A 25,647-nucleotide genomic window follows, 5' to 3' on the forward strand; every position below is an offset into this window, starting at 1 on the left:
CGCGGGATCACTTCTCCTCGGCGGAGGACCGGGCGTCGTCCGCGACGACCTCGGGGTGCCCGTCGTGCAGCTGGATGTGGCGGTGCTCGCGGCGCATCTTCGCCAGGCTCGCCAGCGTCGCCACGGTCATGCTCAGCACGATGACCACGAGCGAGGTGATCGTGTCGATGTCCCACACCGGCACCGGCTCGCCCCCGTTGAGGAAGGGCAGGTCGTTCTCGTGCAGGGCGTGCAGGACGAGCTTCACGCCGATGAAGGCGAGGATGAACGCGATCCCGTACTTGAGGTACTCGAGCTTGTCGATCAGCCCGCCGAGCAGGAAGTAGAGCTGGCGGAGCCCCATCAGCGCGAAGACGTTCGCGGTGAACACGATGAAGGGGCTCTCGGTGATGCCGAAGATCGCCGGGATCGAGTCGAGCGCGAAGAGCAGGTCGGTCGAGCCGATCGCGAGGAACACGATCAGCATCGGCGTGAAGTGGCGCGTGCCGTCGATCGTGGTGCGGATCCTGGAGCCGTCGAACGAGTCCGAGATCTTGACGCGGCGGCGCAGGAGCCGGATGAGCAGGTTGTCGGTGCCCTCGTCCTCGTCCTCCGCGCCGAACGCCTGGTTCCAGGCCGTGTAGACCAGGAACGCGCCGAAGAGGTAGAAGATCCAGCTGAAGCTCTCGATGAGCTGCGCGCCGAGCAGGATGAAGACGCCGCGGAAGACCAGCGCGATGATGATGCCCACCATCAGCACCTCCTGCTGGAGCTTCGCCGGCACCGCGAAGCGGCCCATGATGATGACGAAGACGAACAGGTTGTCGACCGAGAGGCTGTACTCGGTCAGCCAGCCTGCGACGAACTGGCCGGCCAGCTCGCCGCCGCCGAGGATCAGCATCAGCAGCGCGAACACGAGCGCCAGCGACACGTAGAAGCCGACCCACAGCCCCGACTCCTTCAGGCTCGGCACGTGCGGGCGCTTGTAGACCAGCAGCAGGTCGGCGGCGAGGATCAGGCTCAGGACGACGAACGAGCCGATCACGAACCAGACGGGCAGATCGAGCATGAGGGCCTTCCGAGTGGGTGGGGGCCGAAAGTCTCTCCCCGGGGAGCGGACGGCCGTGCCGGTCCGCGTCACCCGTCCCGCCCCCGGCGCCGCGCAGGGGCGGTGCGTACTGACGGGAGCGGAAAGGCGGGATACTCCCCTTCGCGGATGCGATCCTAGCGCCGATCCGGCCGGGCACCGCCGCGGGCGGGAAAGCCGGACCGGGGTGGACACCGGAGCGTTAAACGAGAAGAACCCCCGGGATGACCGGGGGTTCTTCTCGTGTTGCCGTGGTGACCCCAGCGGGATTTGAACCCGCGTTACCGCCGTGAGAGGGCGACGTCCTAGGCCGCTAAACGATGGGGCCGCGTTTTTGCAACTCGAAGAGTGTTGCACACGGATCAGCATCCGTGCAAATCGAGCGGCCCGCAGATCCGCTCGCCGACCCGCAGGCCCTTGCCCGCCGCTCGCCGACGCGGTTGGCTCGGAGGATGAGACTGACGAAACTCGAGCATGCGAGCGTCCTGATCGAGGAGGGCGGCGCCCGGCTCGTCCTCGACCCCGGCTCCTTCACCCGGCCCGTTGAGGGGACGGCCGGGACCGTCGCCGTGGTGCTCACCCACGAGCACGCCGACCACTGGACCCCGGAGCAGCTGCAGCGCCTGCGCGACGCGGCCCCGTCGCTGCGGATCCTCGGCCCGGCCGGGGTCGCCGCCGCCGCCGAGGGCTTCGACGTCGAGACGGTCGCCGACGGCGATGTCGTGACGGTGGGCCCGTTCGAGCTGCGCTTCTTCGGCTCCCGTCACGCGGTGATCCACCGCAGCATCCCCGTGATCGACAACGTGGGCGTCCTGGTGAACGGCCGGGTCTACTACGCCGGCGACTCGTTCACAGTGCCGGAGGGCGTCGATGTCGAGATCCTCGCTGCTCCCTCGGGAGCACCGTGGATGAAGATTGCCGAGGCGATGGACTACGTGCTCGAGCTCGCCCCGCGGCACGCCTTCGCGACCCACGAGCAGGTGCTCTCGGAGGCGGGGCGCTCGCTCGGCCACGACCGGCTCGGCTGGGCGGTGCGCGAGGGGGGCGGGGAGTACCACGCGCTCGAGCCCGGCGACGTGCTCGAGCTCTGACGCCGGGGACGACGACGGCCGGGTCGGGGGCGAGCCCCGGCCCGGCCGTCGTCGCGATCCGCTAGCGGATCAGTAGTACTCGCCCTGGCGGTAGTCCCAGGAGTTGAACTGCTCGGCGAGGTTCAGCATGATGCGCTCGTAGTCGAGGCCGCGGCGGATCAGCACGGGGCCCGGGGTGATCGAGCGCTCGCCGCCCTGCACGGGGATGAGGGCGCCCGAGGCGTCCACCATCGAGACCATGACGCCCTGCTCGTGGCGGGAGTCCTCGTCCTTGTCCGGCTGGATCGAGGAGACGTAGGAGTCGGCCGAGACGATGACGTCGGCCTCGTTCTCGATCCGCTCGCCGATGTTCGCGACGCGGCCGCGGTTGCCCACGCCCGAGGGGTTGGCCGAGCTGGCGAAGGTGAGGGTGCGGTCGCGCTCCCACATGGTGGCGACCAGCTGCTCGGCCGGGCGGCCGAAGCGGATGACGAAGCAGCTGGTGCCCCGTCCGTCGCGGACCAGCTCGCGGGCGTCCTCGTCGATCAGGTCGACGGCCTCGGCCTTCCACGGGAGGATGCAGCCGAGCAGGACGTCCTGGTCCCAGTGCTTCTGGTAGAAGGCGAGGACCTCCTCGTTGAGCTCGGCGAGCTCGGTGAGCTGCTCGATGCTGGAGCAGAGCACGACGCCCGGCTTGTTGCGGTTGCGCTGCTTGGCCGAGAACTTGCGCTCGAGGCCCGCTCCGTCGGTCGTCATCAGGATGTAGCCGACCTTGGTCGCGCAGACGACCAGTCCACCGGGGGCGTAGAGCGCGTCCACCGCTTCCGCAGGAGCCTGCTCACGCCATTCGATCACCGTCGTGCTGGTCATTCTTTCCCTTTCGTGGTGTCCAGAGACGCCATGGGCGGGGCCCCGGCCGAGCGGAAGCCTAGCGGATCGCCTCCCGTCGTCCGCGGCGGTGATGCCGCGAACGGACGCGCACCGGGCTCCGGATCGACTCCGGTGCCCGGTGCGCGCCCGTCCGCGCCGCGCGCGCCGACGGGACGGCTCAGGCGAGGGCCGTGAGCGAGCCTCGCGCGAGCGTGTTGACGGTCAGATGGAAGCCGACCAGCGAGGCCGGAGTCGACTCGTCGACCGGCAGCGTCGGCACTCCGAGCGCGTGCACCGTGAAGAGGTAGCGGTGCGGGCGGTCACCGGGCGGCGGGGCCGCACCGGCGTAGGCGAGCGACCCGAGGTCGTTGAGCGCCGGGCGCCCCACTTCCGTCGAGCCGGCGGCCAGCTCGGTGACCTCCTTCGGGATGTCGACCAGGACCCAGTGGTGGATGCCGCCGAGGGTCGGCGCATCGGGGTCGAACACGGTCACGGCGTACGACTGCGTGCCCTCGGGGCCGGCGCTCCAGCGCAGGGACGGGCTGGTGTCGCCGCTCCCCTGGGCCTCGGCGAGCCGCTCGCCGTCGGTCACGTCGTCGCTGGACACCTCCAGGGGCGCCGTCGCGGGCAGGAAGTCGAGCGGGTGCGGGGGCGTGCTCCTGGTCAGATCGGTCATGTCGTTCTCCTTCTCTCTCAGTCGGTGACTCGGCCGCGGACGCCGTCGAGCCAGTAGTCGGAGTGGCGGTCCGCGGTCGCCGCGTCGCGGAACGAGTACGTCTTCAGCAGCCAGCGGAAGCGGGTCTTGTCGCGGTCCTGGACGTCGACGAGCTGACGGCTGTGCAGGCCGTCCTGGTTCGCGATGATCAGCAGGTCCGCGTCGCGGATCCGGTGGTACTGCTCGCTGACCTTCGAGAGCGCATCGCGGAACTGCCAGAGCGCCCACAGGTGCGGCAGGTCGTCCGGGTCGGCCGGCACCGTCCGGGTGTCGTAGTAGCGGAAGCTGTGCTCGTTCTCGAGCAGAGCGTGCTGGTCCGACACGATCTGGTTCTTGTTCTGGGCGCGCGAGAGCTCGTCGAACGGGGTGATGTAGACCGCCTCGCGCAGGAGCGCCTGGTTCTCGGGTGAGATGAAGCGCAGGATCTCGCGGCCGTCGACGTACTTCGTGTAGACGAGGTCGGTCTCGGGCGTGCGCAGTCCCAGGAGCGAGATGAAGTCGGCGCGCACCGGGTGCGCGGTCCGCTCGTTGTGCCAGTACAGCTCGCCGTCGGTCTTCTGCGTCTGGGTGTTCGAGAAGCGGTTGTCGGCGTAGACGTCCTGGAAGAAGTCGCCGTTGTTGCGGGTGGCGTACGCGAGCAGCGGCGAGCCGAGGTACTGCGACTGCAGCTCGAGCAGGCCCTCGCCGACGAACGTCAGCTTCTTGCGGTACTTGTCCTCGAGCGCGTCGTCCTGGTCGAGCCAGGGGATCTCGTCGTCGACCGGGTTGTTCGAGATCAGGTGCGCGTAGGTGATCTTCTCGTCGCGCTCGCGCCGGATGCGGGCGAGCGCGTCGACGAAGCCCTGCGGGACGTCGCCGCTGTCGATCAGCGCGGCGATCGCGTCGCGGAAGCGGTCGTAGTCCTTGTAGGGGTCGATGGCGACCGCCAGCAGCGACTGCTGGAGGGTCGATCTGTCGGAATCGGAGAACGTGTAGATGGGCTGCATTGCTTCACTCCTTGCACGTGGATGAGGGACTCCGCCGGCGGGCTCGTCCCGGACTTCCTCTGTCACTCCGCTTCCGCGGTGACGGCCCTCCTCTCCTGTCGTCGCATCGAGACGGCCCCGATCGTCTGCGCGAGGACCGCGAGGACGACGAGGACGATGAGGGTCGGCGCGGTCCCTCCCGTGAGGGGGACGAGTATCCCGGCGCCGACGAGCAGGACGGCCTGGAGGATCCCCTGGTTGCGCTCCAGTCCGCGCATCACCGCGACCCGGGCGCCGTCCTCGAGCCCGTTCATCGCCGGCGCCAGGGCGATCATCGTCGCGGGCCGCACGAAGCCGCCCGCGATCCCGAGCAGGGCCAGGCCGGCGATCGCGGCGCCGAGCACCCCGAGGGTGGTCAGGGCGAGGCCCAGCACCTGGGTGAGCGCCGTCAGCCGGAAGACCAGGGGCGTGCCGGCGATGAGCGGCGAGAGCCGGGCGGCGGCCAGGCCGGCGAGCGTGTAGAGGCCGAGCACCAGGCCGAACGCGGGCAGCGTCAGACGCAGCTCCTGGAACAGCAGCAGCGGGATCACGAAGGTGTAAGCGGCGAGCAGGACGGCGCGGTTCACGGAGTAGTAGAGGGACCAGAAGCGCACCGCGGCGGGCAGGACGGCCGGCCGCACGGCGCGCGCCGCCACTCCCGAGGCGGCGCTCGCGCCGAGCGGCAGGCGGGCAAGGAGCACCACGGCCAGCGCGGCGCACGACACGAGCGCGCTGAGGAGGAACGGCAGCCGGTCCCAGAGCGCGAGCGAGGCGGCCCCGAGCACTCCCGCGCCGAAGGAGGCGAGGAACATTCCGCTCTGCACCCGCGTCTCCTGGCGGCGAGCATCGGCTCCGGCGCGCAGCGAGGAGGCCAGCGCGGCGTCCCGCCCGGCCGTCAGCGAGAAGCCGCAGCCGGCGAGCAGCTGGCTGATCACGACGGCGACCGGATCCGCGTCCAGCACGATCACGACGAGGCCCAGTGCCTTCACGCCCTCGCCGACGACGAGCGAGCCCGCCGAGGACAGGCGGCGTGTGAGCGGCGAGAGCGGGCCGTCGGCGAGCGCCGCCACCACTCCGTAGAGCGCCAGCAGCAGCGCCACGGCCAGGATCGGGTAGCCCCGCGCCAGCAGGAACACCGCGACCACGGGCAGGTGGAAGTAGGCGCGCGAGACGATCCGGTAGACCGTGATCAGCCCGGCGGCGCTGCGGCCGCGCGGGGCGTCCCCGCGCCCGAGGTCAGACAAGGGAGGGCACGACGACGCGCAGTGCGTCGGCGCCCACGTCGCCCTGACGGACGATCGACGCGCCGCCCACGAGGGAGACGATCGTGCTGCTCATCGTGGAGTCGGGGGCGGTGGTGCTGCGGATCAGGTAGTCGCTGTCGCCGCCGAGGTGCTCCGCGGCGAGGTCGAAGTCGACGAGTCCGGTCGACACCGTGCCGCTGATGTTGGCGGAGGTGGCCGCGAGCGGCAGGCCCGCGAATATCGAGAGCAGGTTGATCGGGGCGCTGAGGTTGTGCACGACCGACACCGTGTCCTGGCCCGAGGTGACCCAGTCCGGGACGACGGGCTTGCGGCGCAGGATGACGTTCAGCGGCCCCGGCCAGAACGCTGCGACGAGCGCGTCCATGTCGGCCGTCTCCGGGGCGAAGGCCCAGGTCGCCCAGTCGCGGGGCGCGGAGACGAAGAGGGTGAGCGGCTTCGCGCCGTCCCGCTTCTTCATGTCGTAGAGGCGGAAGCAGGCGCTGCGCGAGAAGGGGCTGGCGAACACGCCGTAGTTCGTGTCGGTCTGCGCGATGACGGTCGCGCCCTCGCGGAGCTCCTGCCCGACGCGCCGGAGCTCGTCGAGATCGGTCGCGTCGATGATCTGTGCCGTCATGGGTAGTGCTCCTGCTGCGCTCGGGCGCGTCCGGGCGGGGCCGGATCGCGTCGCTGTCGTGTGGCCCGCTGACGGCGGCGCCCCACGGAGGGCGCCTGGCGGGTCGGACGGCGGAGGCCGTCCGGATGCGGGTGACCACGGAGGAGAGATGCGGCTGCGTCCTCCCCCCGAGGACGTCTGCCCGGTGAAAGTAGCAGGGTGCGCATCCGGCCCGCGTGTTCGCGACGCTGCATGACGAAAGAAGTCGTCGACGTCGGGGAGCAGGGTCGGGGATCGGTATGTTCCGCTGACGCACCGCGTCTCCGCGGCGTTCTCCCGGCTCCGCGGATCCGCGCGATCGTCCGTCTGGCGGCGCACCACGGCCGGGGCTGGACGGCTCGCGGCGACCCGGTCTCCGGGCCCTCCCGCTCCTCGACAGAAGGACCGCCCATGACCGACTACTGGCCCGTGCTCCTCATCCTGCTCACGATCGTGGCCGTCGTGGTCCTGATCGTCGTGCTGAAGGTCGAGCCGGTGATCGCCCTCCTCGTCTCGGCCCTCGGGCTCGGCCTCGTCTCGGGGCAGGGCGGCGAGGGGACGGTGACCGCGATGACGTCCGGATTCGGCGCGGTCCTCGGCGACATCGGCCTGCTGATCGCGCTCGGCCTGCTGCTCGGATCGCTCCTGGAGGCGCTGGGCGTGGCCCCACTGCTCGCCCGCTGGCTCGTGAAGCGCTTCGGTCGGCGCGCGCTCCCGGTCGCCTACGCGCTGACCCTGGGCGTCGCCTTCCCCTCGATCTACTCCGACGTGCTGGTCGTGATGAGCGCACCGCTGACTCGTCTGGCCTCGCGGGGGCTCGGTGCCGGTGGCTACGGGCTGCTGGCCGGCTCCTCCATCGTCGGGATGATCGTGGGCGTGGTCTTCGTCGTCCCCGGAGCCGCCGCGCTGGCCACGGCAGGCATCGCGGGCGCTCCCCTGCCGTCGATGGTCGCCATCGGCGCCCCGCTGGGCATCGTCACCATCGTGCTGACCGTGCTGGTGTACAGCGCCCTGGTGAAGCGCGGCGGCTGGCGGGACGAGCGCGACCTCGAGGGCGGGGCGGTCCCGGGGCCCGCTCTCGAGCCCGAGGCGGGCGCGGCCACGGGAGGCACGGCGCTCGCGACGCGGCGGGTGCCGCTCGCGCTGGCCGTCGCTCCGATCGCCCTCACCATCGTGCTGATCGCCGCGAACTCGCTCACCCAGCTGGCCGAGCTCGACGTCCCCCTCCTGCGGTTCCTCGGCGACGCGCACATCGCGCTGCTGGCCGGCTTGGTGCTGGCCTACGCGACGGCACTGCGGACGCTCCCGAAGGGCGCCGTGGCCACGGCACTGGGCGGAGCACTGACCCGCAGCGGCCCGATCGTCGTCCTGACCGGGGTCAGCGGCAGCCTCGCCGCCGTGGTCGGAGGAACCGGGGTCGGCGACGCGCTCGCCGGCGCCTTCGACGGGCGGGCCCTCTCGCCGATCCTGCTCACCTGGGTCGTCGCGGCCGTGCTGCACGCGGCGATCGGCTCGGTCTCGACGGCCGCGATCACCGCGGTCGGCATCGTCGCCCCGCTGATCCCCGTGCTCGACGTGAACCCGGCGCTGATCGCCCTGGCCGCCGGCTCCGGCGCGCTCTTCCTCGGGATGGTCAACGCCAACGCGTTCTGGCTCTTCAAGTCCGTGCTCGGCCTCACCGTGCGGGGCACGTTCACCGCCTACTCGCTGACGCTCTCGATCGCCTCGGTGATCTCGCTGCTGGCGCTGCTGTTGGCGGGAACGTTCGTCTGAGCGTCGGCCGGCCCCCACGAGGCCACGCTCGCGAGGTCGGCGCCGAACTCGACCCGGAGGCGCACGGGCGCGCCCCCGCGCAGCACGCCCGGCAGCCAGAGGCGGGCGTCATCCCACATCCGCTCGAACAGCACCTCCTCGACCGGGACGAAGGCGGCGGCGAGCTCGCTCGACTCGGTGACCTCGCCGGTGACGCGGCGGCAGAGGAAGACGTGCGAGCGCTGGCTCCAGGCCGGCCGGTGCGGGAAGGAGTAGTCGAGCACGCCGCGCGGCTCCAGGTCGGCCGGGAGGGCGACCAGCACCGCCTCCTCCTCCAGCTCGCGGACGGCCGCGTCGACGGGCGACTCCCCGGGCTCGAGCTTGCCGCCGGGGGCGACCACGCGGCCCTCGCCGAGGCCCCTGCGCTTGCAGCCGAGGAGCACCTCCGCGCCCCGCGGGCCGTCGCGGAGGACGTAGACGACGCAGACCTCGGGCAGCCCCACCGCGCACCTCCGCTCCGACGGGCCGGGGGCCCGGCACCGCCGTCGTAGGCTAGCCCGGTGACGACGACCGCGCTCGAGCGCTTCCAGGCCCTGCTGCGCGTCGACACCGTGTCCCACTCGGACGAGTCGGCGACCGACTGGAGCCGCTTCCACGCCTTCCGGGAGCTCGTCGCCGAGCTCTACCCGGCGCTGCACGCGGCGCTGGAGTCCGAGACCGTCGCCGGCCACTCCCTCCTCTGGCGCTGGCGCGGTGAGGAGCCGGGCGAGCCGGCCGTGCTGATGGCCCACTACGACGTGGTCAGCGTGACGGCGGCGGAATGGTCGCACGACCCGTTCGCGGCCGAGACGGTCGTCGCCGCGGACGGCCGCACCTCCGTCGTGGCGCGCGGCGCCCTCGACGACAAGGGCTCCCTCGTCGCCCTCCTCGAGGCGGTCGAGGCGGCCGTCCTGCGGGGCGAGCGGCCCCGGCACGACGTGTACCTCCTCTCCACGCACAACGAGGAGACGGCGGGCGACGGCGCCCCCTCGGTCGTCGCCCTGCTCGGCGCGCGCGGGGTCCGCCCGCGCCTCGTGCTCGACGAGGGCGGGAACGTGCGGCGCGGCATCCTGCCCGGCGTCACCACCCCGATCGCCGTGATCGGCGTCACCGAGCGCGGGATCATGAACCTCGAGCTGACCTGCCGCGACGTCGGCGGCCACGCCTCCGCTCCGCCGCCCCCGCCCGGGCTGCTCGCCACCCAGCGGCTCGCGAGGGCGATCCACCGCCTGACCGAGAACCCGTTCCCCTCGACCCTCCCGGAGCCGATCGCCCAGCTGGTGCGCGCGGCGGCCGACCACGCGGACGCGGCCCACGCCGTCTGGTACGCCCGCCCGCACGAGCACCCGGACGCCGTCGTCGGCGCGCTCGCCGCCCACTCCAACCGCTCGGCCGCGATGCTGCGGACGACGGTCGCGATCACCGAGCTGCGCGGCAGCACCGGAGCGAACGTCCTCGCCTCCAGCGCCAGCGCCACCGCGAACGTGCGGATCAACCCGGGCGGCACCGTGGCGGGCGTGGTCGAACGCATCCGCGCCGTCATCGACGACCCGGAGGTCGAGGTCGAGGTGAAGGTCGCCCACGAGCCCTCCCCCGTCTCCCCCACCGGCGAGCGCGGCGACGGCGGGCCGTACGACCTGCTCCGCGCGGTCGTCCAGGAGTCGTTCCCGGACGCGGTCGTCGCCCCCTACGTGCAGACCGGCGGCAGCGACGCGCGGCACTTCCACGCGATCAGCGACCACGTCTACCGCTTCATCCCGTTCGAGATCAGCCCGCGGCAGCAGCTCGGGATCCACGGGGTCGACGAGTCGGTCGAGGCCGACCAGTTCGAGCGCGCCATCGAGTTCTACGCGCGGCTGCTCGCCCGGCTCTGATCGCGGCGGTCCTCCGGGGTCCGGGAGGACCGCGCAGCGACCGGCAACCTGGGAGAACCGTTCGATGACGCGCCGACCGGTGTTGGCCCGGAGTTCACCCCGCGATGATGGACTGGTCGCAGCGGGGTCGCCTCCGCTGGAGCAGTGCGCAAGTGCCGACGCCGGGTCGCGTGATCCGGCTCCCGCCGATCGTGGAACCCGAGGATCATGTCCCTCCGCCAGGCCGAGTACCCCCGGCCCAACCACTTCATCCTTCACCTGAGCGACACCCACTTCATCGCCGGAGACGGCGGCCTGTACGGCTCCGACGTCGACAGCGAGGCCCAGCTGTGGCTCCTGTTCGACGAGCTGGAGGCGTCCGGCGGACGTCCGGAGGCCATCGTCATCACGGGTGATCTCGCCGACAAGGGCGAGCCGGAGGCGTACGCGAAGCTGCGCGCCGTCGTCGAGCCCGCGGCCGCACGCCTCGGCGCCGAGGTGATCTGGGTGATGGGCAACCACGACGACCGCGGCGCGTTCCGCTCGGGGCTGCTCGACCAGCTCCCGACCACGCAGCCGATCGACCGCGTGCACGACGTCAACGGGCTCCGGATCATCGCGCTGGACTCCACCGTGCCCGGCGCCCACTACGGCGAGCTCTCGGACGCGCAGCTCGACTGGCTGGCGGAGGAGCTCTCCAGCCCGGCCCCGCACGGCACGATCCTCGCGCTGCACCACCCGCCGGTGCCGAGCGTGCTCGACCTCTCGGTCCTCGTGGAGCTGCGCGACCAGCCCGCCCTCGCGGAGGTGCTCGAGGGCTCCGACGTCCGCAGCATCATCGCGGGCCACCTGCACTACTCGTCGACGGCGATGTTCGCCGGCATCCCGGTCTCGGTCGCGTCGGCCACCTGCTACACCCAGGACCTCAACGTGCCGGTCGGCGCGACACGCGCCCGCAACGGCGCCCAGGCGTTCAACCTGATCCACGTCTACGACGGCACGGTGCTGCACTCGGTGGTGCCGATCGGCGCCTCGACCGAGGTGTCCTACGTCTCGGCGAGCGAGACGCAGCGGATCCTCGCGGACCACGGCGTCGAGATCGCCGCGGCGACGGCGGCCCCCGTCGCCCGGGACGAGGAGCTCTACCCGCCGCTCGTGGAGCGGGTGGGCGTCAGCGCGTAGCGGCGCGGCGGGGCGTCGGGGTCGCTCCCACGCCTCCGGGCGCCGCGTCGACCGCGTCCTCGGACACGGCCGGCGGTGTCAGCGCCCGCCGACGCCCGCTCCCACTCCGATGCCCGGGAACACGAGCGAGCTCGCCAGGCCGAGAAGCAGCCCGGCAACCGCTCCCCCGACGGCCCAGCCCACGGTCAGACCTCGCGCTCCCACGGAGCCGGGATCGGGTAGTACTCCTCGAGGAACCCGATGACGGCCTTGGTGCGCGCCTCCGCCGAGATCTCGGGGAAGCTGCCGTCGTTGAGGCAGAAGAAGTCGACTCCGCGGTTCTTGAGGAGCTTGCGCATGTCCTTCAGCCCCTGGTGCATCGTCGTGTCGACGTACTTCACCGAGGCGTTCTCCTGCACGACCGCGCGGCCGGTCATCAGCGCGTAGTAGTGGTAGAGCGAGTTGGTGACGGAGACGTCGCTCGCGGAGCGGAAGCGGCTCGCGGCGGTCGCGGTGAACTCCGGCTCGAACTCGGCCTCGAGCTCGGCCATCACGGTCTTGCGGAGCGGCGTGGCGGCGTGCTCGAGGTGACGGGTCGTCATCGCGCCGAACCGCTCGCGGAGCAGGCGCCGGTTGACGCGGGCCGCGTTCTCGAAGCCGCTGCGGGAGGCGTTGGAGTCGCCCATGCCGATGCGCGTCGTCGCCTCGATGAACTTCGTGATGCCCCCGGGCGAGAAGAAGATCGACGGGTCGACCGGGCGCCCGAAGAACATGTCGTCGTTGGAGTAGAGGAAGTGCTCCGCCAGCCCCGGGATGCGGTGCAGCTGGCTCTCGACCGCGTGGGAGTTGTGCGTCGGCAGCACCGAGAGGTCGCGGAAGTGGTCCTCGCTGCGCACGAGGGTGACGTCCGGGTGCTCGTCCAGCCAGCGCGGGCGCGGGGAGTCGGTGACGATGTAGATGTGCCGGATCCACGGCGCGTACATGTAGACGCTGCGCAGGGCGTACTTGAGCTCGTCGATCTGACGGAAGCGCGCCGGAGCGTCGTCGCCCTCCCCCACCACGTAGCTCGCCATGCGGGCCGCCCGGGCGCGCTGGAACTCCAGGTCGGTGCCGTCGACCCACGAGAAGACGATGTCCACCTCGAAGCGGATGTCGCTGACGAGCGGCTCGAACATGCCCTCGAACGTCGGCCAGGTGCGGCCGTACGCCTCGACGTGGGCGTCGATCGCTTCGGCGACGGGGAGGCTGTTGCGCATGAGCGCGTTCTCGGCGGGAGTGATGATCTCCTCCTCGCCCACCTTCCACAGCTCGAGGCGGACGCCGCTGCGGGCGCCGTAGCGCAGCGATCCCGTGGAGGAGACGCGCGGGCGGAAGAGCTTGAAGACGGAGGCGCGTGGATACGGCGCGAGCACGCCCTCGGCCAGGAGCTGGGGCGGGGTGCCCCGCTTGTCGACCGTCTTGGCGTAGAAGGGCTCGGTCGCGAAGGCGCGCGCCAGCAGCGTCGCCAGCTCGGCGCCGAGCACGCGGTCCACCGCGAGGAAGGGCGAGCCGTCGGTGCCGCGGATGAGGCGGTAGGGGAATTCGGCGGCGTCGAGGACCTCGCCGATGGCGATCAGGTCCTCGGTCCAGGCCGCGCGGGGCGTCGTACTCGAGTTCACCAGCGAGAACAGGCCGGCATGGACCACGACGTCGTCGCGGTCGAAGTGGCGCGGGCGCAGGAGCGGTGACGGAAGAGCACGGACGGAAGGCATGATTCACATTATCCGCCGTGGATTTCGTCCGTGTGACCGGGCCGTCGGCTTGACAGCGACTGCGGGGCCGCACGGTCAGCGCGAGAGCGACCCCAGACGGTCCCCCGCCTTCTCCGCGGCCTTCGCGGCCCGCCTGGCGCGGTGCCGCTCCTCGGCGGCGACGACCCCCAGCGCGAAGGCTCCCTCCCCGCTGCGATCGGCCTCCTCCAGGATCAGCGCACGGGCGGCGAGCGCGTCGCGCTCCTCCCCCAGGGCGTCGGCGAGGTCCTCGCCCGCCTCGGCGAGCGAGCGGCGCCGGGCGCCGACGGCCTCGGGGACGACCGCCCGCCACGCCTCCACGGTGTAGCGGAGACGCTTCGCCGCCTTCCGCAGGTCGTGTCTGGCCTCGAGCGAGCCGCCGGCCGCCGCGGAGCCCGCTGCGGAGATGCGCGCGAGGTCCTTCGCGACGGAGCGGCGCACCAGCGCCGTCGCGCTCGAGCCCGCCCGCGCGGTGCGGGGCGGGTCCGCGAGCAGGGCGTCGAGCGAGGCGAGGAGCGCGAGGTAGCGGCCGCCGCGCAGAGTGCGGTCGACGCGGCGCAGCGCCGCGGCGTGCCGGTGCTCGATCTCCTCCAGCAGGGCGGAGGGGGAGCTCGGGGCGCCCTCGACGGCCGCCAGGGAGGCGCGGAACCGCTCGGCGAGCACCTCCTGATCGCGAGCCGCGCCGAGGACCCCTCCCAGCCAGCGCAGCTCGTCCCGCACGGGGTCGGTCGCCGCACGGTCGAGCACGGAGCGGGAGGCGGCGAGGACGGACCGGAGCCGGCGCGCGAGCACGCGCATCCGATGCAGGGCGTCGTCGGCCTCGAGGCGCACCCGCGGGTCGACGGCGCGCAGCTCGCGCAGGAGCGAGCGGACCGCGGCGAGCGCCGCCTCCCCGCCGTTCCGCGGATCCGGGACCGTCTCCTCGATCGGGCCGCCGGTGGCCCGGGCGAGCTTCGAGGCGCTGGCGGCCGGGCGGGCGCCCGCGGCGAGGAGGCGCTGCTCGATCGCGTCGAGGACCCCCTCGCCCTCGTCCCCAGGGACGTCGACGAGCTCGACCTCCCACTCCCTCCAGCGCCGCTCGCGGCCGGTGCGCTGGTCGCGCGCGGTCACCAGGTCGTCGGCGATCTCGGCGAGCTCCCGCCCGTGGGAGTCGAGGGCGCGGGTGATCGAGCGGACCGTCTCGAGCAGCGCCAGCGGCTCGAGCGGCGCGCGCCCCACCTGCCCGAGCACCGGCTCGCGGACGGCGGACGGGACCGTGCGCGAGGCCGTGAGCTCCGCGTGGATCTCGGTGCGGCCGGAGGAGCCGGGCAGCTTGACGTGCCAGCCCTGGTCGGATCCGCCCTCGCGGCGGCGCAGCGTGATCCGCGCCCGGGACAGAGCGCGCTCGGCGGTGTCGAAGTACTCGGCGCGGAGGGTCACCGGCTCCTCGGTGCGGACGCTCGCGACGCTCCCGGTGCCGGTCAGGTCGGGCAGCCGGGTGCCCGCGTCGACGTCGTACTTGCGCTCGACCTCGGTCTGCACTCTCCGCGCACCGCCCGCCCGGGACGTCGCCGACTCGTTCTCCGCACCGCTGGCCATGCTCCATTGTGATCACGCCCGGCGCCGCTGCGGCACCCCGGGCGGCCAGGGGCGCCCTCGCCCTAGGCTGGAGCGATGACCGCGCCCGTTCCGCCCGTCGCCCGCCGCGTCCCCCTCGAGCGCCGCCACCACGGCGACGTGGTGGTCGACCACTACGAGTGGCTGCGCGAGAAGGAGAGCCCCGAGGTGATCGCGCACCTCGAGGCCGAGAACGCGTACACCGAGGCGGTGCTGGCTCCTCTCGCTCCGCTGCGCGAGCGCCTGTTCGAGGAGATCCGCTCGCGGACGAAGGAGACCGACCTCTCGGTGCCCGTCCGGGAGGGCTCCTGGTGGTACTTCTCGCGCTCCTACGAGGGCCGCCAGTACGCCGTGCACTGCCGGGCGCCGATCAGCGGGCCGGACGACTGGACGCCGCCGTCGATCGCCGAGGGCGGTCCGCTCGAGGGCGAGCAGGTCGTCCTGGACGGCAACGCGGAGGCGGAGGGGCACGACTTCTTCTCGCTCGGCAGCTTCGACGTCTCGGCCGACGGCCGACGGCTGCTCTTCGGCACCGACGTCGAGGGCGACGAGCGCTACACCCTCCGCATCCGCGACCTCGAGACCGGCGAGGATCTGCCGGACGTCATCGAGGGCACCGGCGGCGGAGCGACCTTCGGCGCCGACGGGCGCTTCGTCTTCTACCCGACCGTCGACGAGTCCTGGCGCCCCGACACGATCTGGCGGCACGAGGTCGGCGCCGGGACCCCGGACGAGGTCGTCTTCGCCGAGCCCGACGAGCGCTACTGGATCGGCGTGGGCCTCACCCGCAGCCGCCGCTTCCTCGTCATCGAGATCGGCAGCAAGATCACGAGCGAGTGCCTGCTGCTGGACGCGTCCGACCCGACCGGCTCCTTCCGCTCGGTGTGGCCGCGCCGCGAGGGCGTGGAGTACGAGGTCGAGCACGCCGTCGTCGACGGACGCGACCGCCTGCTGATCGTGCACAACGACGGCGCCCTCGACTTCGAGATCGTCGAGGAGCCGGCCGACCTGTCGCTCGACGCCGACGCCCGGGCCCGCGAGCGCCGCGTGGTGGTGCCGCACCGCGAGGGCCGCCGGATCGAGGGCGTCGACGCCTTCGCCGGGCACGTCGTCGTCTCCTACCGGGCCGACGGAGCCACCCGGCTCGGGCTGCTCCGCGAGGACGGCGCCGGAGCGCGGCTCGAGGAGATCGTCTTCGACGAGCCGCTCTACGACGCGGGCCTGGCGGGGAACCCGGAGTGGGAGCAGCCCTCCCTCCGCCTCGCCTACACCTCGTTCGTCACCCCCTCGACCGTGCTCGCGCTCGACGTCGCGACGGGCGAGCGCACGGTGCTCAAGCAGCAGCCGGTGCTCGGCGACTACGACCCCGCGCTCTACGTGCAGCGGAGGGAGTGGGCCGTGGCGGAGGACGGCACGCGGGTGCCCCTCTCGCTCGTCTGGCGCCGCGACGCCGCCGATCCGGACTCGGCCCCCGCGCCGCTCCTCCTCTACGGCTACGGCTCGTACGAGGCGAGCATCGACCCGGGCTTCTCGATCGCGCGCCTCTCGCTGCTCGACCGCGGCGTCGTCTTCGCCGTCGCGCACGTCCGCGGCGGCGGGGAGATGGGCCGCTCCTGGTACGAGAACGGGAAGACGCTGGCGAAGCGGACGACCTTCACCGACTTCGTCTCCGCGGCGCGGCACCTGGTCGACGCGGGCTTCACCACTCCGGACCGCCTGGTCGCGCAGGGAGGGTCGGCCGGCGGCCTGCTGATGGGCGCGGTCGCGAACCTCGCCCCGGAGGCGTTCGCCGGCGTCCTCGCGCAGGTCCCGTTCGTCGACGCGCTCACCTCGATCCTCGACCCGTCGCTCCCGCTCACGGTGATCGAGTGGGACGAGTGGGGCGACCCGCTGCACGACGCCGAGGTCTACGCCTACATGAAGTCGTACTCGCCCTACGAGAACGTCCGCGAGGACGTGCAGTACCCCCGGATCCTCGCGACGACGAGCCTCAACGACACCCGGGTGCTCTACGTGGAGCCGGCGAAGTGGGTGGCCAGGCTCCGCGAGGTCGGCGCTCCCGCGCTGCTGCGCACCGAGATGACCGCGGGACACGGCGGGGTGAGCGGACGCTACGAGCGCTGGCGCGAGATCGCGTTCGAGTACGCCTGGACGCTGGACGTGCTCGAGCTGGCCTGAGCGCCCCGCCGCAAGCCCCTCCGCCCGTCGTCCGCGGCCAGTAGGGTTCGGGGTGCCGACGGAGGGAAGAGCATGAGCGCAGGCCTGTCGATCGACCGCATCGCCGCATGGGTGGCGGACCAGAGGTGGTACGCGAGCAAGGGGCGGCGCCCCGAGCTGGAGGTCCGCGGCGCCTGGTCGCTGCACCCCGGCGAGGCGGAGGTGGTGGACCACCTCTTCATCGACCGGGCAGGCACGAGCCCGGTGCTGTACCAGGTGCCGGTGACCGTCCACGCGGCTCCGGTGCCCGGGCTCGAGGACGCCCTCGTCTACTACGACGACGTGCACTTCGTGTACGACGCTCCACGGGACCCGGTGTTCGCCCGCGCCCTGCTCGGCATGATCGCCGACGGCGGCCGCTCCGACGAGGACGGCGCCCAGGGCGGCGCCCGCGCCGAGGGCCACCGGCAACCGGGTGCCGCGATCGGGGCGTTCGCGTCCTCGAAGGTGCTCAGCGGCGAGCAGTCGAACACCTCGGTGATCGTCCGCACCACCGCCGACGACGGATCCGACGCGACCCCGGTGATCGTCAAGGTCTTCCGCGCCCTCCACCACGGCGACAACCCGGACGTGACGGTGCAGTCGGCGCTCAACGCCGCCGGGAGCGCCCTCGTCCCGCCCGTGCTCGGCAACGTGACCGGCGAGTGGGACGACGAGGGCGAGGAGACGGGCCGCGCCTTCGGGCACCTCGCCTTCGCACAGGAGTTCCTCCCCGGGGTCCAGGACGCGTGGCGCGTCGCCCTCGAAGCGGTCGCCGCCGACTCCGACTTCACCGGACCCGCCCGCGAGCTGGGCCGCGCCACCGCCGAGGTGCACGCGACGCTGGCGGAGGTCATGCCGACCGAGGACACCACGTCCGAGGTCGTCGAGCGGATGGTCGCGGCCATGCGCCGTCGCCTGCGCATCGCCTCGGCCGAGGTCCCCGTGATCGCCGAGGACTCGGAGGCGATCGAGGCCGTGTTCCGCGCCGCCGAGACCGCGCCGTGGCCGAGGCTCCAGCGCATCCACGGCGACTACCACCTCGGGCAGGTCCTGTCCGTGCCCGATCGCGGCTGGGTGCTCCTCGACTTCGAGGGCGAGCCGCTGCGGCCCATGCACGAGCGCCGTCTTCCCGACGTGGCGCTGCGCGACGTGGCGGGGATGCTGCGCTCCTTCGACTACGCGGCGGGTGCGCACGAGCAGGCCGAGCCGGGCGCCTCGAGGGCGGCGTGGGCGGCGGCGAGCCGTGCCGCGTTCCTCGAGGGCTACGCCGAGCAAGCGGGCGACGCGGTCACCGCGCACCGGGCGGTGCTCGACGCGTTCGAGCTCGACAAGGCCGTCTACGAGGCGATCTACGAGGCGCGCAACCGGCCGGAGTGGCTGTCGATCCCGGTCGCCGCGGTGCAGCGCCTCGCCGGACGCTCGTAGGGTGGCAGGCATGAGCGACGACACCGACGACAAGAAGCCCCTGGACCCGCTGAGCGACTTCAGCATCCCGGGCGACACCGATCTGCACACGACCGGCGATGCCTCGGGCGCGGACGGCGACGAGGTCGCGGAGCCCGGAGCGGACGAGGACTGAGCCGCCTGCTCTGCGGGGCCGGCCGCCGGCTCGGCTCCGCGGAGCCGGCGGCCGGCCTAGCCCAGCGGGGCGAGCGGCTCGACCGCCGGCCCCTCCAGCACCGTCCCGTCGGCTGCGAAGCGGGAGCCGTGCAGCGGACAGTCCCAGCTGCGCTCCGAGTCGTTCCAGGTGACGATCCCGCCCAGGTGCGGGCACACCGCCGACACCGCGCAGCGCCTCCCCTCGACGGTGGAGACAGCGACGGGCTGCAGGCCGTCGCGGGCGAGCGAGCCCTGGCCCTCCGCCGGCACCACCCCGGCCGAGCGGGGCGCGCGGAGCGCTGCCGACCAGCCGCGGGCGTACCAGGCGCCCACCGCCAGCCCGGCGCCGAGCCCCTCCGCCATCACCCGCGGCAGCGTGGGCCGGCGGTGCAGCGTCCTCGCCCAGGCCGGCGTCCCGCCCTCGAGGTCGGCGACGAGCGTCATCGCGGCCTGCACCGCGTTGGTCATCCCCCACTTGTCGTAGCCGGTCGCCAGGAAGATCCGTCCGCGGCCCCGCGGCAGCCAGCCCACGAACGGCACACGGTGGAACGGCTCGTAGTCCTGGGCGCTCCACTGCGCGACCGGCTCCGCCCCCGGGAAGGACCGCCGCGTCCAGGCGACCAGGTCGTCCACCGCCTCCGAGGTGACGGGCCTGCGCCCCACCGGGTGGCCGTTGCCGCCGATCAGGAGGAGCCGCTCGCCGTCGCGCTCGGCGTCGCGCACCGAGCGGGACGGCTCGTCGACCGAGAGGTACATGCCGTCGGGGATCGGCGCGTCGGTGCGGAACGCGACCGCGTACGAGCGCAGCGCGGCGATCTTGGCGAAGTAGAGGCCGCGGTCGAGGATCGGCGCGCCCGTGAGCAGGTAGGCCCGGTCCCCGGTCACCGGGCCCGCGCTGGTGCGGACCCGGACAGGAGCGGTCGCTCGCATCCCGAGGGCCCGGACGCCCTGTACCAGGGTGCCCCCGGCGGCGCGGAAGTCGGCGGCGAGCGCCGTGAGGACGTCCATCGGGTCGAACTGGGCCTGGTTGTCGAGGGCCACGGCCGCCGTGCTGGGGAAGGGCACGTCGAGCTCGCCGACGAGGCGGGTCGCGAGGCCGAAGCGGCGCGCGGTCGCGTGCTCCTTCAGGACGGCGTCCACGCCCTCGGGCGTCTGCGCGTAGCTGTAGGCGGTGCGCCTCTGCACCGGCACGCCCGCGCCCTCGCAGTAGTCGAGCAGCCAGCGGAAGCCCGCGAGGTTCGCCGCGACGTAGGCCTCGGTCACCGCGGGGATGTTGCGCTCCGCGATCCGGGAGAGGTGCGCTCCCTGCAGGAGGCTGAGCTTCGCCGTCGTGTTCCCGGTCGTGACCGCGCCGACCTCCCGCGCCTCCAGCACCAGCACGCGCCGGCCGGTCCGCTGCAGGAGGAGCGCGGTGACCAGCCCGGTGAGTCCGGCGCCGACCACGACGTCATCGAAGTGCGCGCCCGGCATGAACTCGTCGGAGGGGATCGGAGCCGCGCCCGCCCGCCAGAGGGAGCGGGGCCGCGGGGCCGTCGTGGTCGTGTCCTCCGGAGTCATCGGGAGTCCCTCCGTTCAGGGGCCGGACGGCCCACGAGCGACGCTACGCGGAGCCTCCGGGACCGTCACGGTGTTGACACGTCGCGGGACGCGGGCTCAGAGCCAGCCCCACCGCTTGAAGAGCCGGTGCAGCACCACGCTCGAGGCGAGCATCGCCGCGAGCGCCGCCGGGTACCCCCACGCCACGTGCAGCTCGGGCATCACGTCGAAGTTCATGCCGTAGATGCTCGAGATCATGGTCGGCGCGAAGAAGATGGCCGCCCAGGCGGAGATCCGCTTGACCTCGTCGTTCTGCTGGTTGCCCACCTCCGCGAGCTTCTTCATGTCCTCGTTCTGGCGCTGGGCGACGAGGGTCGCGTTCACCGCCAGGATCTCCCGCAGCGTGGTGCGGAAGCCGTCGACCCGCTCGGTGACGAGCGCGACGTGGTCGGCGACGTCGCGGATGTAGCGGCGCAGCTCCACATCCGACTGGAACACCTCGAAGTCGGTGACGAGCCGCCCGAGCATGCCGGTCAGCGGAGCGACCGCGCGCTGGAAGTCCAGCACCTCCTGGCTGAGCTCGTAGATGCGGCGGGACACCGCCGGGTCGCCCTCGAAGACCTGCGCCTCGATCTCGTCGATGTCGTTCTCGAGACCGGCGACGACGGGCGAGTACTGATCCACGACGGCGTCGAGGATCGCGTACAGCACGGCGACCGGGCCGACGCGCAGCAGCTCCGGATCGGCCTCCATCCGCCGCCGCACCAGCGAGAGGTCGGGCTTCTCGGAGTGGCGGACCGTGACGACGAAGTTCGACCCCACGAACAGGTGGAGCTCGCCGAAGTCGACCTCCTCGCGCTGGTCGGAGTAGCTGGCGGCGCGCAGCACCACGAACATGTCGCTGCCGTACCGCTCGAGCTTGGGCCTCTGGTGCGCGCTGATCGCGTCCTCGAGGGCGAGCGGGTGCATCGAGAACTCGTCCTCGAGCGCGGCGAGCTCGGCCGCGTTCGGCCGGTACAGCCCGATCCACGCCATCGCGTCGGGCAGCTTCTGCAGGGCGGCGAGCGCCTCCGGGATGCTGCCGGGAGAGACGACCCGGCGGCCGTCCTGGTAGATCGCGTTGTCGACCGTGCTGGTGCGGGCCGGCTCGTCGTCCGGGCGCAGACGCTGGATGGGAGCGGTGTCCTCGGCGGCGGCGCGGGTGCGCGAGCCCAGACCCAGGATCGTCGCGGGGACGCGGGGCAGCTTCACGACCATCTCCTCTGCTCGACCGACGCCCTATTGTGCACCTCCCGGTGAACGGGAGGTGTCCGCTGCGCCGCCGGTGTCGGAGGGCCTCACTAGCCTGGAGTCGCTCCCCCGGACGACGCAGAGGAAGGACGACCGTGAAGCTGCTGCACACCTCGGACTGGCACATCGGCCGCACCTTCCACGGGCACTCCACGACGGCGGCGCTCGCGACCGTGCTCGAGGCCCTTGTCGAGACGGTGCGGGCCGAGCGCGTGGACGCGGTGCTGATCGCCGGCGACGTCTTCGACTCCGCCGTGCCCGCCGCAGAGCACTACACCCTCCTCACCCGCACGCTCGAGGCGATCCGCGCGGCCGGCGCCGAGGTCGTCCTCACCAGCGGCAACCACGACTCCCCCGCCCGGCTCGGCTTCCAGGCCGGGCTCCTGCGCGGAGCGGGCGTCCACGTCCTCACCGACCCCGAGGCGTACGCCGAGCCGGTCCTGCTGCGCGACGCGTCCGGCCTCGAGGTCGGCGTCCACGGCATCCCCTTCCTCGAGCCCGCCCTCTACCGCCACCGGCACCCGGAGGAGCAGCTGCGCCGCCACGAGGACGTGCTCGCCTTCGCGATGGCGCGGGTGCGCGCCGCCGCCGAGGCGGCGGGCCGTCCCTGGGTCGTGCTCGCGCACTGCTTCGCGGTCGGAGCCCCGGCCGCGGTCCTCGAGCGCGACATCACGGCGGGCGGGCTCGACTACGTCTCGGTCGAGCACTTCGCCGCGGCCGACTACGCGGCGCTCGGGCACATCCACGGACGCGCCGAGCTGCTGCCGGGAGTGCGCTACTCCGGAGCGCCGCTGCACTACTCGTTCGGCGAGGCGTCGAAGCCGCGCGGCGCCTGGCTGGTGACGATCGGGCCCGAGGGGCTCGAGGGCGTCGAGTGGTCGCCGCTCCCCGTGCCGAGGAGGCTCAGCGTGATCGAGGGCGAGCTCCAGCAGCTGCTGCGCGATCCCTCCCTGGCCGAGGTGGAGGGCGACTGGGTCTCGGCGGTGCTCACCGATCCCGTGCGCCCGCTCGACGCGATGGCGCGCCTGCAGTCGCGCTTCCCCGGCTGCGCCACGCTCGAGCACCGACCCCCGCACGCCGCGGCCGAGCCGCGCGCGTACGCCGAGCGGATCCGCGGGCGGAGCGACGTGGAGGTCGTCGACGACTTCCTCGCCCACGTCCGCGGCGGTCACGGCGCCACGGAGACCGAGCGCGCCCTCACCCTCGACGCGCTCGCGGCCGTCGAGGCCGAGGCTCTGCGGTGAGGATCCGCCGACTCGCCTTCGCCGGACTCGGACCGTTCCGCGCCGAGCAGTGCGTCGACTTCGACCGGCTCGAGGACGTGGGCGTATACCTCATCGCCGGGCGCACCGGAGCGGGCAAGTCGACGATCCTCGACGCGATCGCGTTCGCGCTCTACGGCTCGGTCCCCCGCTTCGACGGCACCGCCTCGCGCCTGCGGAGCGACCACAGCGGCCCCGAGGACGAGACCTTCGCCGAGCTCGACTTCGAGGCGGCGGGGCGCGTCTACCGCGTCCGGCGCTCGCCCGAGTACGAGCGGCCGAAACGGCGCGGCACCGGCACCACGACCCAGCCGGCGAAGGTCGAGCTGCTGGAGCAGGTCGACGGCACCTGGGTCGGGCTCTCGTCGAGCGCGAAGGAGGTGGGCGCCGACATCGGCCGGATCGTCGGCCTGACGAAGGACCAGTTCCTCCAGGTGATCCTGCTGGCGCAGAACCGCTTCCACGAGTTCCTGCTCGCGAAGAACGACGACCGGCAGCGGCTCCTGCGCACGCTCTTCGCGACCGAGCGCTTCGATCTGCTCCGCCGCCGCCTGCTCGAGCAGCGCGACGCGAGCGCCGTCGGGCTCGAGGAGGAGCGCGCGGCCGTGACGGCGCTCGCGGACGAGGCCGTCCGGCTCCTCGATGACGGAGCCGAGCCGCCTCTGCCGGACGCCGCCTGGTTCGCCGGGCTGCCGGCGCGGCTCGCCGCTCCGCTCGAGGCGGCCCGGGCCGGCTCCGCCGCGGCCGACGCAGCGCACGAGGCCGCGGGCGCCGCTTTCGACGAGGCCCGGCGCATCGCCCGGGGCCAGGAGCGGCGCCGGCGCGCCCTCATCGAGGCGGAGGAGCTCGTGGTCGCCGAGGCGCACGTCGAGCAGCAGCGGGCCGCGATCGAGCGCGCGCGCCGGGCCGACGGCGTGCTGCCGCTGCTCCGCTCCGCCCGGGCAGCCGCCGAGAAGGAGCGGGCCGCCCGGCAGCAGCGCGACCTCGCCGCCGACGCCTACGGGGACGCGTCCGGGGGCCCGGCCGCCGAGACGGCCGAACGGCTCGCCGCTGTCCTCGGCGCCCTCGCCGAGGCGCTGGCCGAGGAGCGCCGGCTCCCCGACGCGGAGCGCGTCACCGAGCGGTCCGCACGCGCCGAGCAGGCGGCGGCGACCGCGCTCGCGGGGATCGAGGCGGAGCTGCGCGAGCTGCCCGCCCACGTCGACGCGCTCGCCGCCGAGGAGGAGTCCCTGGCCGGGGAGGCCGCCGCTGTCCCCACGCGCGTCGACGCGCTCGCCGCGCTCGAGCGGAGGATCGCCGCGGCCCTCGAGCGCGATCTCACTGCGGCGGGTCTGCAGCGGCTCGGCACGGCCTACGCCGACGCGGCGCGCGTCCACGGCGAGCGCGCCACGGAGCAGGCCGCCCTGATCGCGCGCCGGTTCGCCGGGTTCGCCGGGGAGCTCGCCGAGCGGCTGGAGCCGGGCGAGCCCTGCCCCGTCTGCGGCTCGTGCGAGCACCCCCGCCCGGCCGAGCACGACGGCCCGACGACGGTCGGCACCGACGACCTCGACCGGGCCCGCGTCGCGGTGGAGCGCGCCGCCGCCGCCCTCGACGGCGCCCGCGAGCGCGAGGGAGCCGCGGCTCGGGCTCTCGCGGCGCTCGAGGAGCGTGTGGGCGAGGACGCGGATCCGGAGTCGCTCCGCCCGGCGCACGAGGAGCGGCTCGCCTCGGCGCGCCGCGCCGCCGCCCGCATGGAGGAGCTGCGGCGCGAGCGCACCCGGCTGCGCACCCGGATCGACGCTCTCACGTCCGGACGGGACGCCGCTCGCGAGGAGCACCGCGCCCGCGCCGACGAGTCCGCCCTCGCCGCTGAAGCGCTGCGGCTGCTGCGGGAGCGCGTCGAGGCCTTCCGCGACGGCGCGACGAGCGTCGCCTCGCGGGTCGAGCAGCTGAACGCCCAGCGCCGTCGTGCCGTCGCCCTGGTCGAGGCCGAGGAGGCGGCCGTCTCGCGGTCCGAGGCCGCCGCCGCCGCCCGGGAGGAGCTCGCCGAGGTCCTCGCCGAGCGCGGCTTCACGACCGCCGAGGAGGCCGAGTCGGCCGCGCTGGCCAGCGGGGACCGGGCGCGGGCCGAGGCCGTCGTCGCCGAGCACGAGCGACGGCGGAGCGCGACGGAGGCGGTGCTCGCCGACCCGGAACTCCGCGGACTGCCGGGCACGGCCGTCGACCTCGCCGCCGCCGAGGAGCGCTCGCGCGAGGCCTCCGCCCGTCGCGACGAGGCGCGAGCCGGCCTCTCCGTGCTCGAGCACCGCTCGGAGCGCCTGGCCGAGCTCGCCGCGACGGCCGCGGGCCGCCTCGCCGTGCTGGGTGAGCGTCTCCATCGCCACGAGGAGCTGCGCGCGCTGGCCGAGACCGTCTCCGGCCGGGGGCAGAACACGCGCCGGATGGACCTCGAGGCCTTCGCCCTCGCCGGACGCCTGGAGGAGATCGTGACCGCGGCGAACCTCCGCCTCGACGCGATGACCAGCGGCCGCTACGCACTCGCCCACGACGACTCGCTCGCCTACCGCGGCGCCGCCTCCGGCCTCGGGATCGACGTGCTCGACGCCTTCACCGGCGTCCGCCGGCAGCCCGCCTCGCTCTCCGGCGGCGAGACGTTCCTCGCCTCGCTCGCCCTCGCCCTCGGCCTCGCCGACGTGGTGACGGCGCAGTCCGGCGGCATCTCGCTCGAGACCATGTTCATCGACGAGGGCTTCGGCTCGCTCGATGCCGAGACGCTCGAGACGGCGCTCAGCACGCTCGACGAGCTGCGGTCGGGCGGTCGGACGATCGGCCTGATCAGCCATGTCGACGCGATGCGCGAGCGGCTTCCGATCGGCCTCCGCGTCGCGGTGGGGCCGCGCGGCGACTCGACGATCCTCACCGGCTGAGCGGCCGCTCCCGGGCGAAGGGGCGACGACGTCCCGCTGGCTCCTCTCGCACTGCAGCAGCGAG

20 protein-coding genes and 1 tRNA gene are annotated in these 25,647 nt (G+C 73.4%); 9 read left to right on the top strand and 12 right to left on the bottom strand.

The genetic code is table 11. From position 1 onward, the window contains the following. Positions 1 to 7: 7 nt before the first annotated feature. Complete coding sequence (locus C5C33_RS08815) at positions 8 to 1,048, bottom strand: TerC family protein (RefSeq protein WP_104223086.1); 1,041 nt, start codon at positions 1,046 to 1,048, stop codon at positions 8 to 10. Between the two features lie 270 nt (positions 1,049 to 1,318). Next, positions 1,319 to 1,394, bottom strand: a tRNA-Glu gene (locus tag C5C33_RS08820). Between the two features lie 124 nt (positions 1,395 to 1,518). Between C5C33_RS08820 and C5C33_RS08825 the strand changes: the two genes are divergently transcribed. Then, entirely contained in the window at positions 1,519 to 2,157 is a 639-nt protein-coding gene (locus tag C5C33_RS08825; protein WP_104260927.1) for an MBL fold metallo-hydrolase, read from the top strand. 69 nt (positions 2,158 to 2,226) lie between these two features. Here the strand turns inward: C5C33_RS08825 and C5C33_RS08830 are convergent, their stop codons facing one another. The 5 genes from C5C33_RS08830 to C5C33_RS08850 form a co-directional block, all read right to left on the bottom strand. Further along, complete coding sequence (locus C5C33_RS08830; protein ID WP_104223084.1) at positions 2,227 to 3,006, bottom strand: L-threonylcarbamoyladenylate synthase; 780 nt, start codon at positions 3,004 to 3,006, stop codon at positions 2,227 to 2,229. Positions 3,007 to 3,184: 178 nt separating this feature from the next. Then, the gene (locus tag C5C33_RS08835) at positions 3,185 to 3,682 is read right to left on the bottom strand and encodes a YbhB/YbcL family Raf kinase inhibitor-like protein (RefSeq protein ID WP_104223083.1); all 498 of its coding nucleotides are present in this window, start codon (positions 3,680 to 3,682) and stop codon (positions 3,185 to 3,187) included. A 17-nt stretch (positions 3,683 to 3,699) separates the two neighbouring features. Further along, the gene (locus C5C33_RS08840) at positions 3,700 to 4,707 is read right to left on the bottom strand and encodes a TauD/TfdA family dioxygenase (RefSeq protein WP_104223082.1); all 1,008 of its coding nucleotides are present in this window, start codon (positions 4,705 to 4,707) and stop codon (positions 3,700 to 3,702) included. A 62-nt stretch (positions 4,708 to 4,769) separates the two neighbouring features. Further along, positions 4,770 to 5,969: a hypothetical protein gene (locus tag C5C33_RS08845; protein ID WP_104260928.1), complete on the bottom strand. Its 1,200-nt coding sequence runs from the start codon at positions 5,967 to 5,969 to the stop codon at positions 4,770 to 4,772. After that, complete coding sequence (locus C5C33_RS08850; RefSeq protein WP_104225616.1) at positions 5,962 to 6,603, bottom strand: L-threonylcarbamoyladenylate synthase; 642 nt, start codon at positions 6,601 to 6,603, stop codon at positions 5,962 to 5,964. Before C5C33_RS08850 ends, C5C33_RS08845 begins: the two co-directional genes overlap by 8 nt. 429 nt (positions 6,604 to 7,032) lie before the next feature. Between C5C33_RS08850 and C5C33_RS08855 the strand changes: the two genes are divergently transcribed. Further along, the gene (locus C5C33_RS08855) at positions 7,033 to 8,394 is read left to right on the top strand and encodes a GntP family permease (RefSeq protein WP_181136221.1); all 1,362 of its coding nucleotides are present in this window, start codon (positions 7,033 to 7,035) and stop codon (positions 8,392 to 8,394) included. Here the strand turns inward: C5C33_RS08855 and C5C33_RS08860 are convergent. Next, on the bottom strand, positions 8,322 to 8,876 hold the full coding sequence (locus C5C33_RS08860; protein ID WP_181136222.1) for an 8-oxo-dGTP diphosphatase: 555 nt from the start codon (positions 8,874 to 8,876) through the stop codon (positions 8,322 to 8,324). The genes C5C33_RS08855 and C5C33_RS08860 overlap by 73 nt on opposite strands. Positions 8,877 to 8,933: 57 nt before the next feature. On the opposite strand from C5C33_RS08860, the gene C5C33_RS08865 reads away from it, so the two are divergent. Further along, entirely contained in the window at positions 8,934 to 10,286 is a 1,353-nt protein-coding gene (locus C5C33_RS08865; RefSeq protein ID WP_104260930.1) for a M20/M25/M40 family metallo-hydrolase, read from the top strand. Between the two features lie 207 nt (positions 10,287 to 10,493). Next, positions 10,494 to 11,447: a phosphodiesterase gene (locus tag C5C33_RS08870; RefSeq protein WP_104260931.1), complete on the top strand. Its 954-nt coding sequence runs from the start codon at positions 10,494 to 10,496 to the stop codon at positions 11,445 to 11,447. A gap of 185 nt (positions 11,448 to 11,632) precedes the next feature. Here the strand turns inward: C5C33_RS08870 and C5C33_RS08875 are convergent, their stop codons facing one another. Continuing rightward, a complete protein-coding gene (locus tag C5C33_RS08875; protein WP_104225612.1) occupies positions 11,633 to 13,177 on the bottom strand; it encodes a stealth family protein in 1,545 nt (514 codons plus the stop codon). A gap of 75 nt (positions 13,178 to 13,252) precedes the next feature. Then, positions 13,253 to 14,773 carry a CYTH and CHAD domain-containing protein gene (locus C5C33_RS08880; protein WP_104260932.1) on the bottom strand — a complete coding sequence of 507 codons (1,521 nt, stop codon included), beginning with the start codon at positions 14,771 to 14,773 and terminating at the stop codon, positions 13,253 to 13,255. A gap of 75 nt (positions 14,774 to 14,848) precedes the next feature. Between C5C33_RS08880 and C5C33_RS08885 the strand changes: the two genes are divergently transcribed. The 3 genes from C5C33_RS08885 to C5C33_RS18480 all read left to right on the top strand — a co-directional run bounded on the left by C5C33_RS08885 (position 14,849) and on the right by C5C33_RS18480 (position 18,569). Further along, entirely contained in the window at positions 14,849 to 16,969 is a 2,121-nt protein-coding gene (locus tag C5C33_RS08885; RefSeq protein WP_104260933.1) for a S9 family peptidase, read from the top strand. Between the two features lie 72 nt (positions 16,970 to 17,041). Then, positions 17,042 to 18,415 (top strand): phosphotransferase, encoded by a 1,374-nt coding sequence (locus C5C33_RS08890; RefSeq protein ID WP_104260934.1) that lies wholly within the window; start codon positions 17,042 to 17,044, stop codon positions 18,413 to 18,415. A 10-nt stretch (positions 18,416 to 18,425) separates the two neighbouring features. Next, positions 18,426 to 18,569, top strand: a complete 144-nt coding sequence (locus C5C33_RS18480; RefSeq protein ID WP_159914626.1) for a hypothetical protein — start codon at positions 18,426 to 18,428, stop codon at positions 18,567 to 18,569. Positions 18,570 to 18,625: 56 nt separating this feature from the next. On the opposite strand, the gene C5C33_RS08895 is transcribed toward C5C33_RS18480, so the two are convergent. Beyond that, entirely contained in the window at positions 18,626 to 20,146 is a 1,521-nt protein-coding gene (locus tag C5C33_RS08895; protein ID WP_104260935.1) for an FAD-dependent oxidoreductase, read from the bottom strand. A gap of 96 nt (positions 20,147 to 20,242) precedes the next feature. Next, positions 20,243 to 21,382, bottom strand: coding sequence for a magnesium and cobalt transport protein CorA (locus tag C5C33_RS08900; protein ID WP_104223070.1), 1,140 nt, complete (start codon positions 21,380 to 21,382; stop codon positions 20,243 to 20,245). Between the two features lie 128 nt (positions 21,383 to 21,510). On the opposite strand from C5C33_RS08900, the gene C5C33_RS08905 reads away from it, so the two are divergent. Then, the gene (locus C5C33_RS08905) at positions 21,511 to 22,659 is read left to right on the top strand and encodes an exonuclease SbcCD subunit D (RefSeq protein ID WP_104260936.1); all 1,149 of its coding nucleotides are present in this window, start codon (positions 21,511 to 21,513) and stop codon (positions 22,657 to 22,659) included. Next, complete coding sequence (locus C5C33_RS08910) at positions 22,656 to 25,583, top strand: AAA family ATPase (RefSeq protein ID WP_104260937.1); 2,928 nt, start codon at positions 22,656 to 22,658, stop codon at positions 25,581 to 25,583. Before C5C33_RS08905 ends, C5C33_RS08910 begins: the two co-directional genes overlap by 4 nt. The last annotated feature ends 64 nt before the right edge of the window (positions 25,584 to 25,647 follow it).

This window comes from Rathayibacter sp. AY1H3 (genome assembly GCF_002932015.1).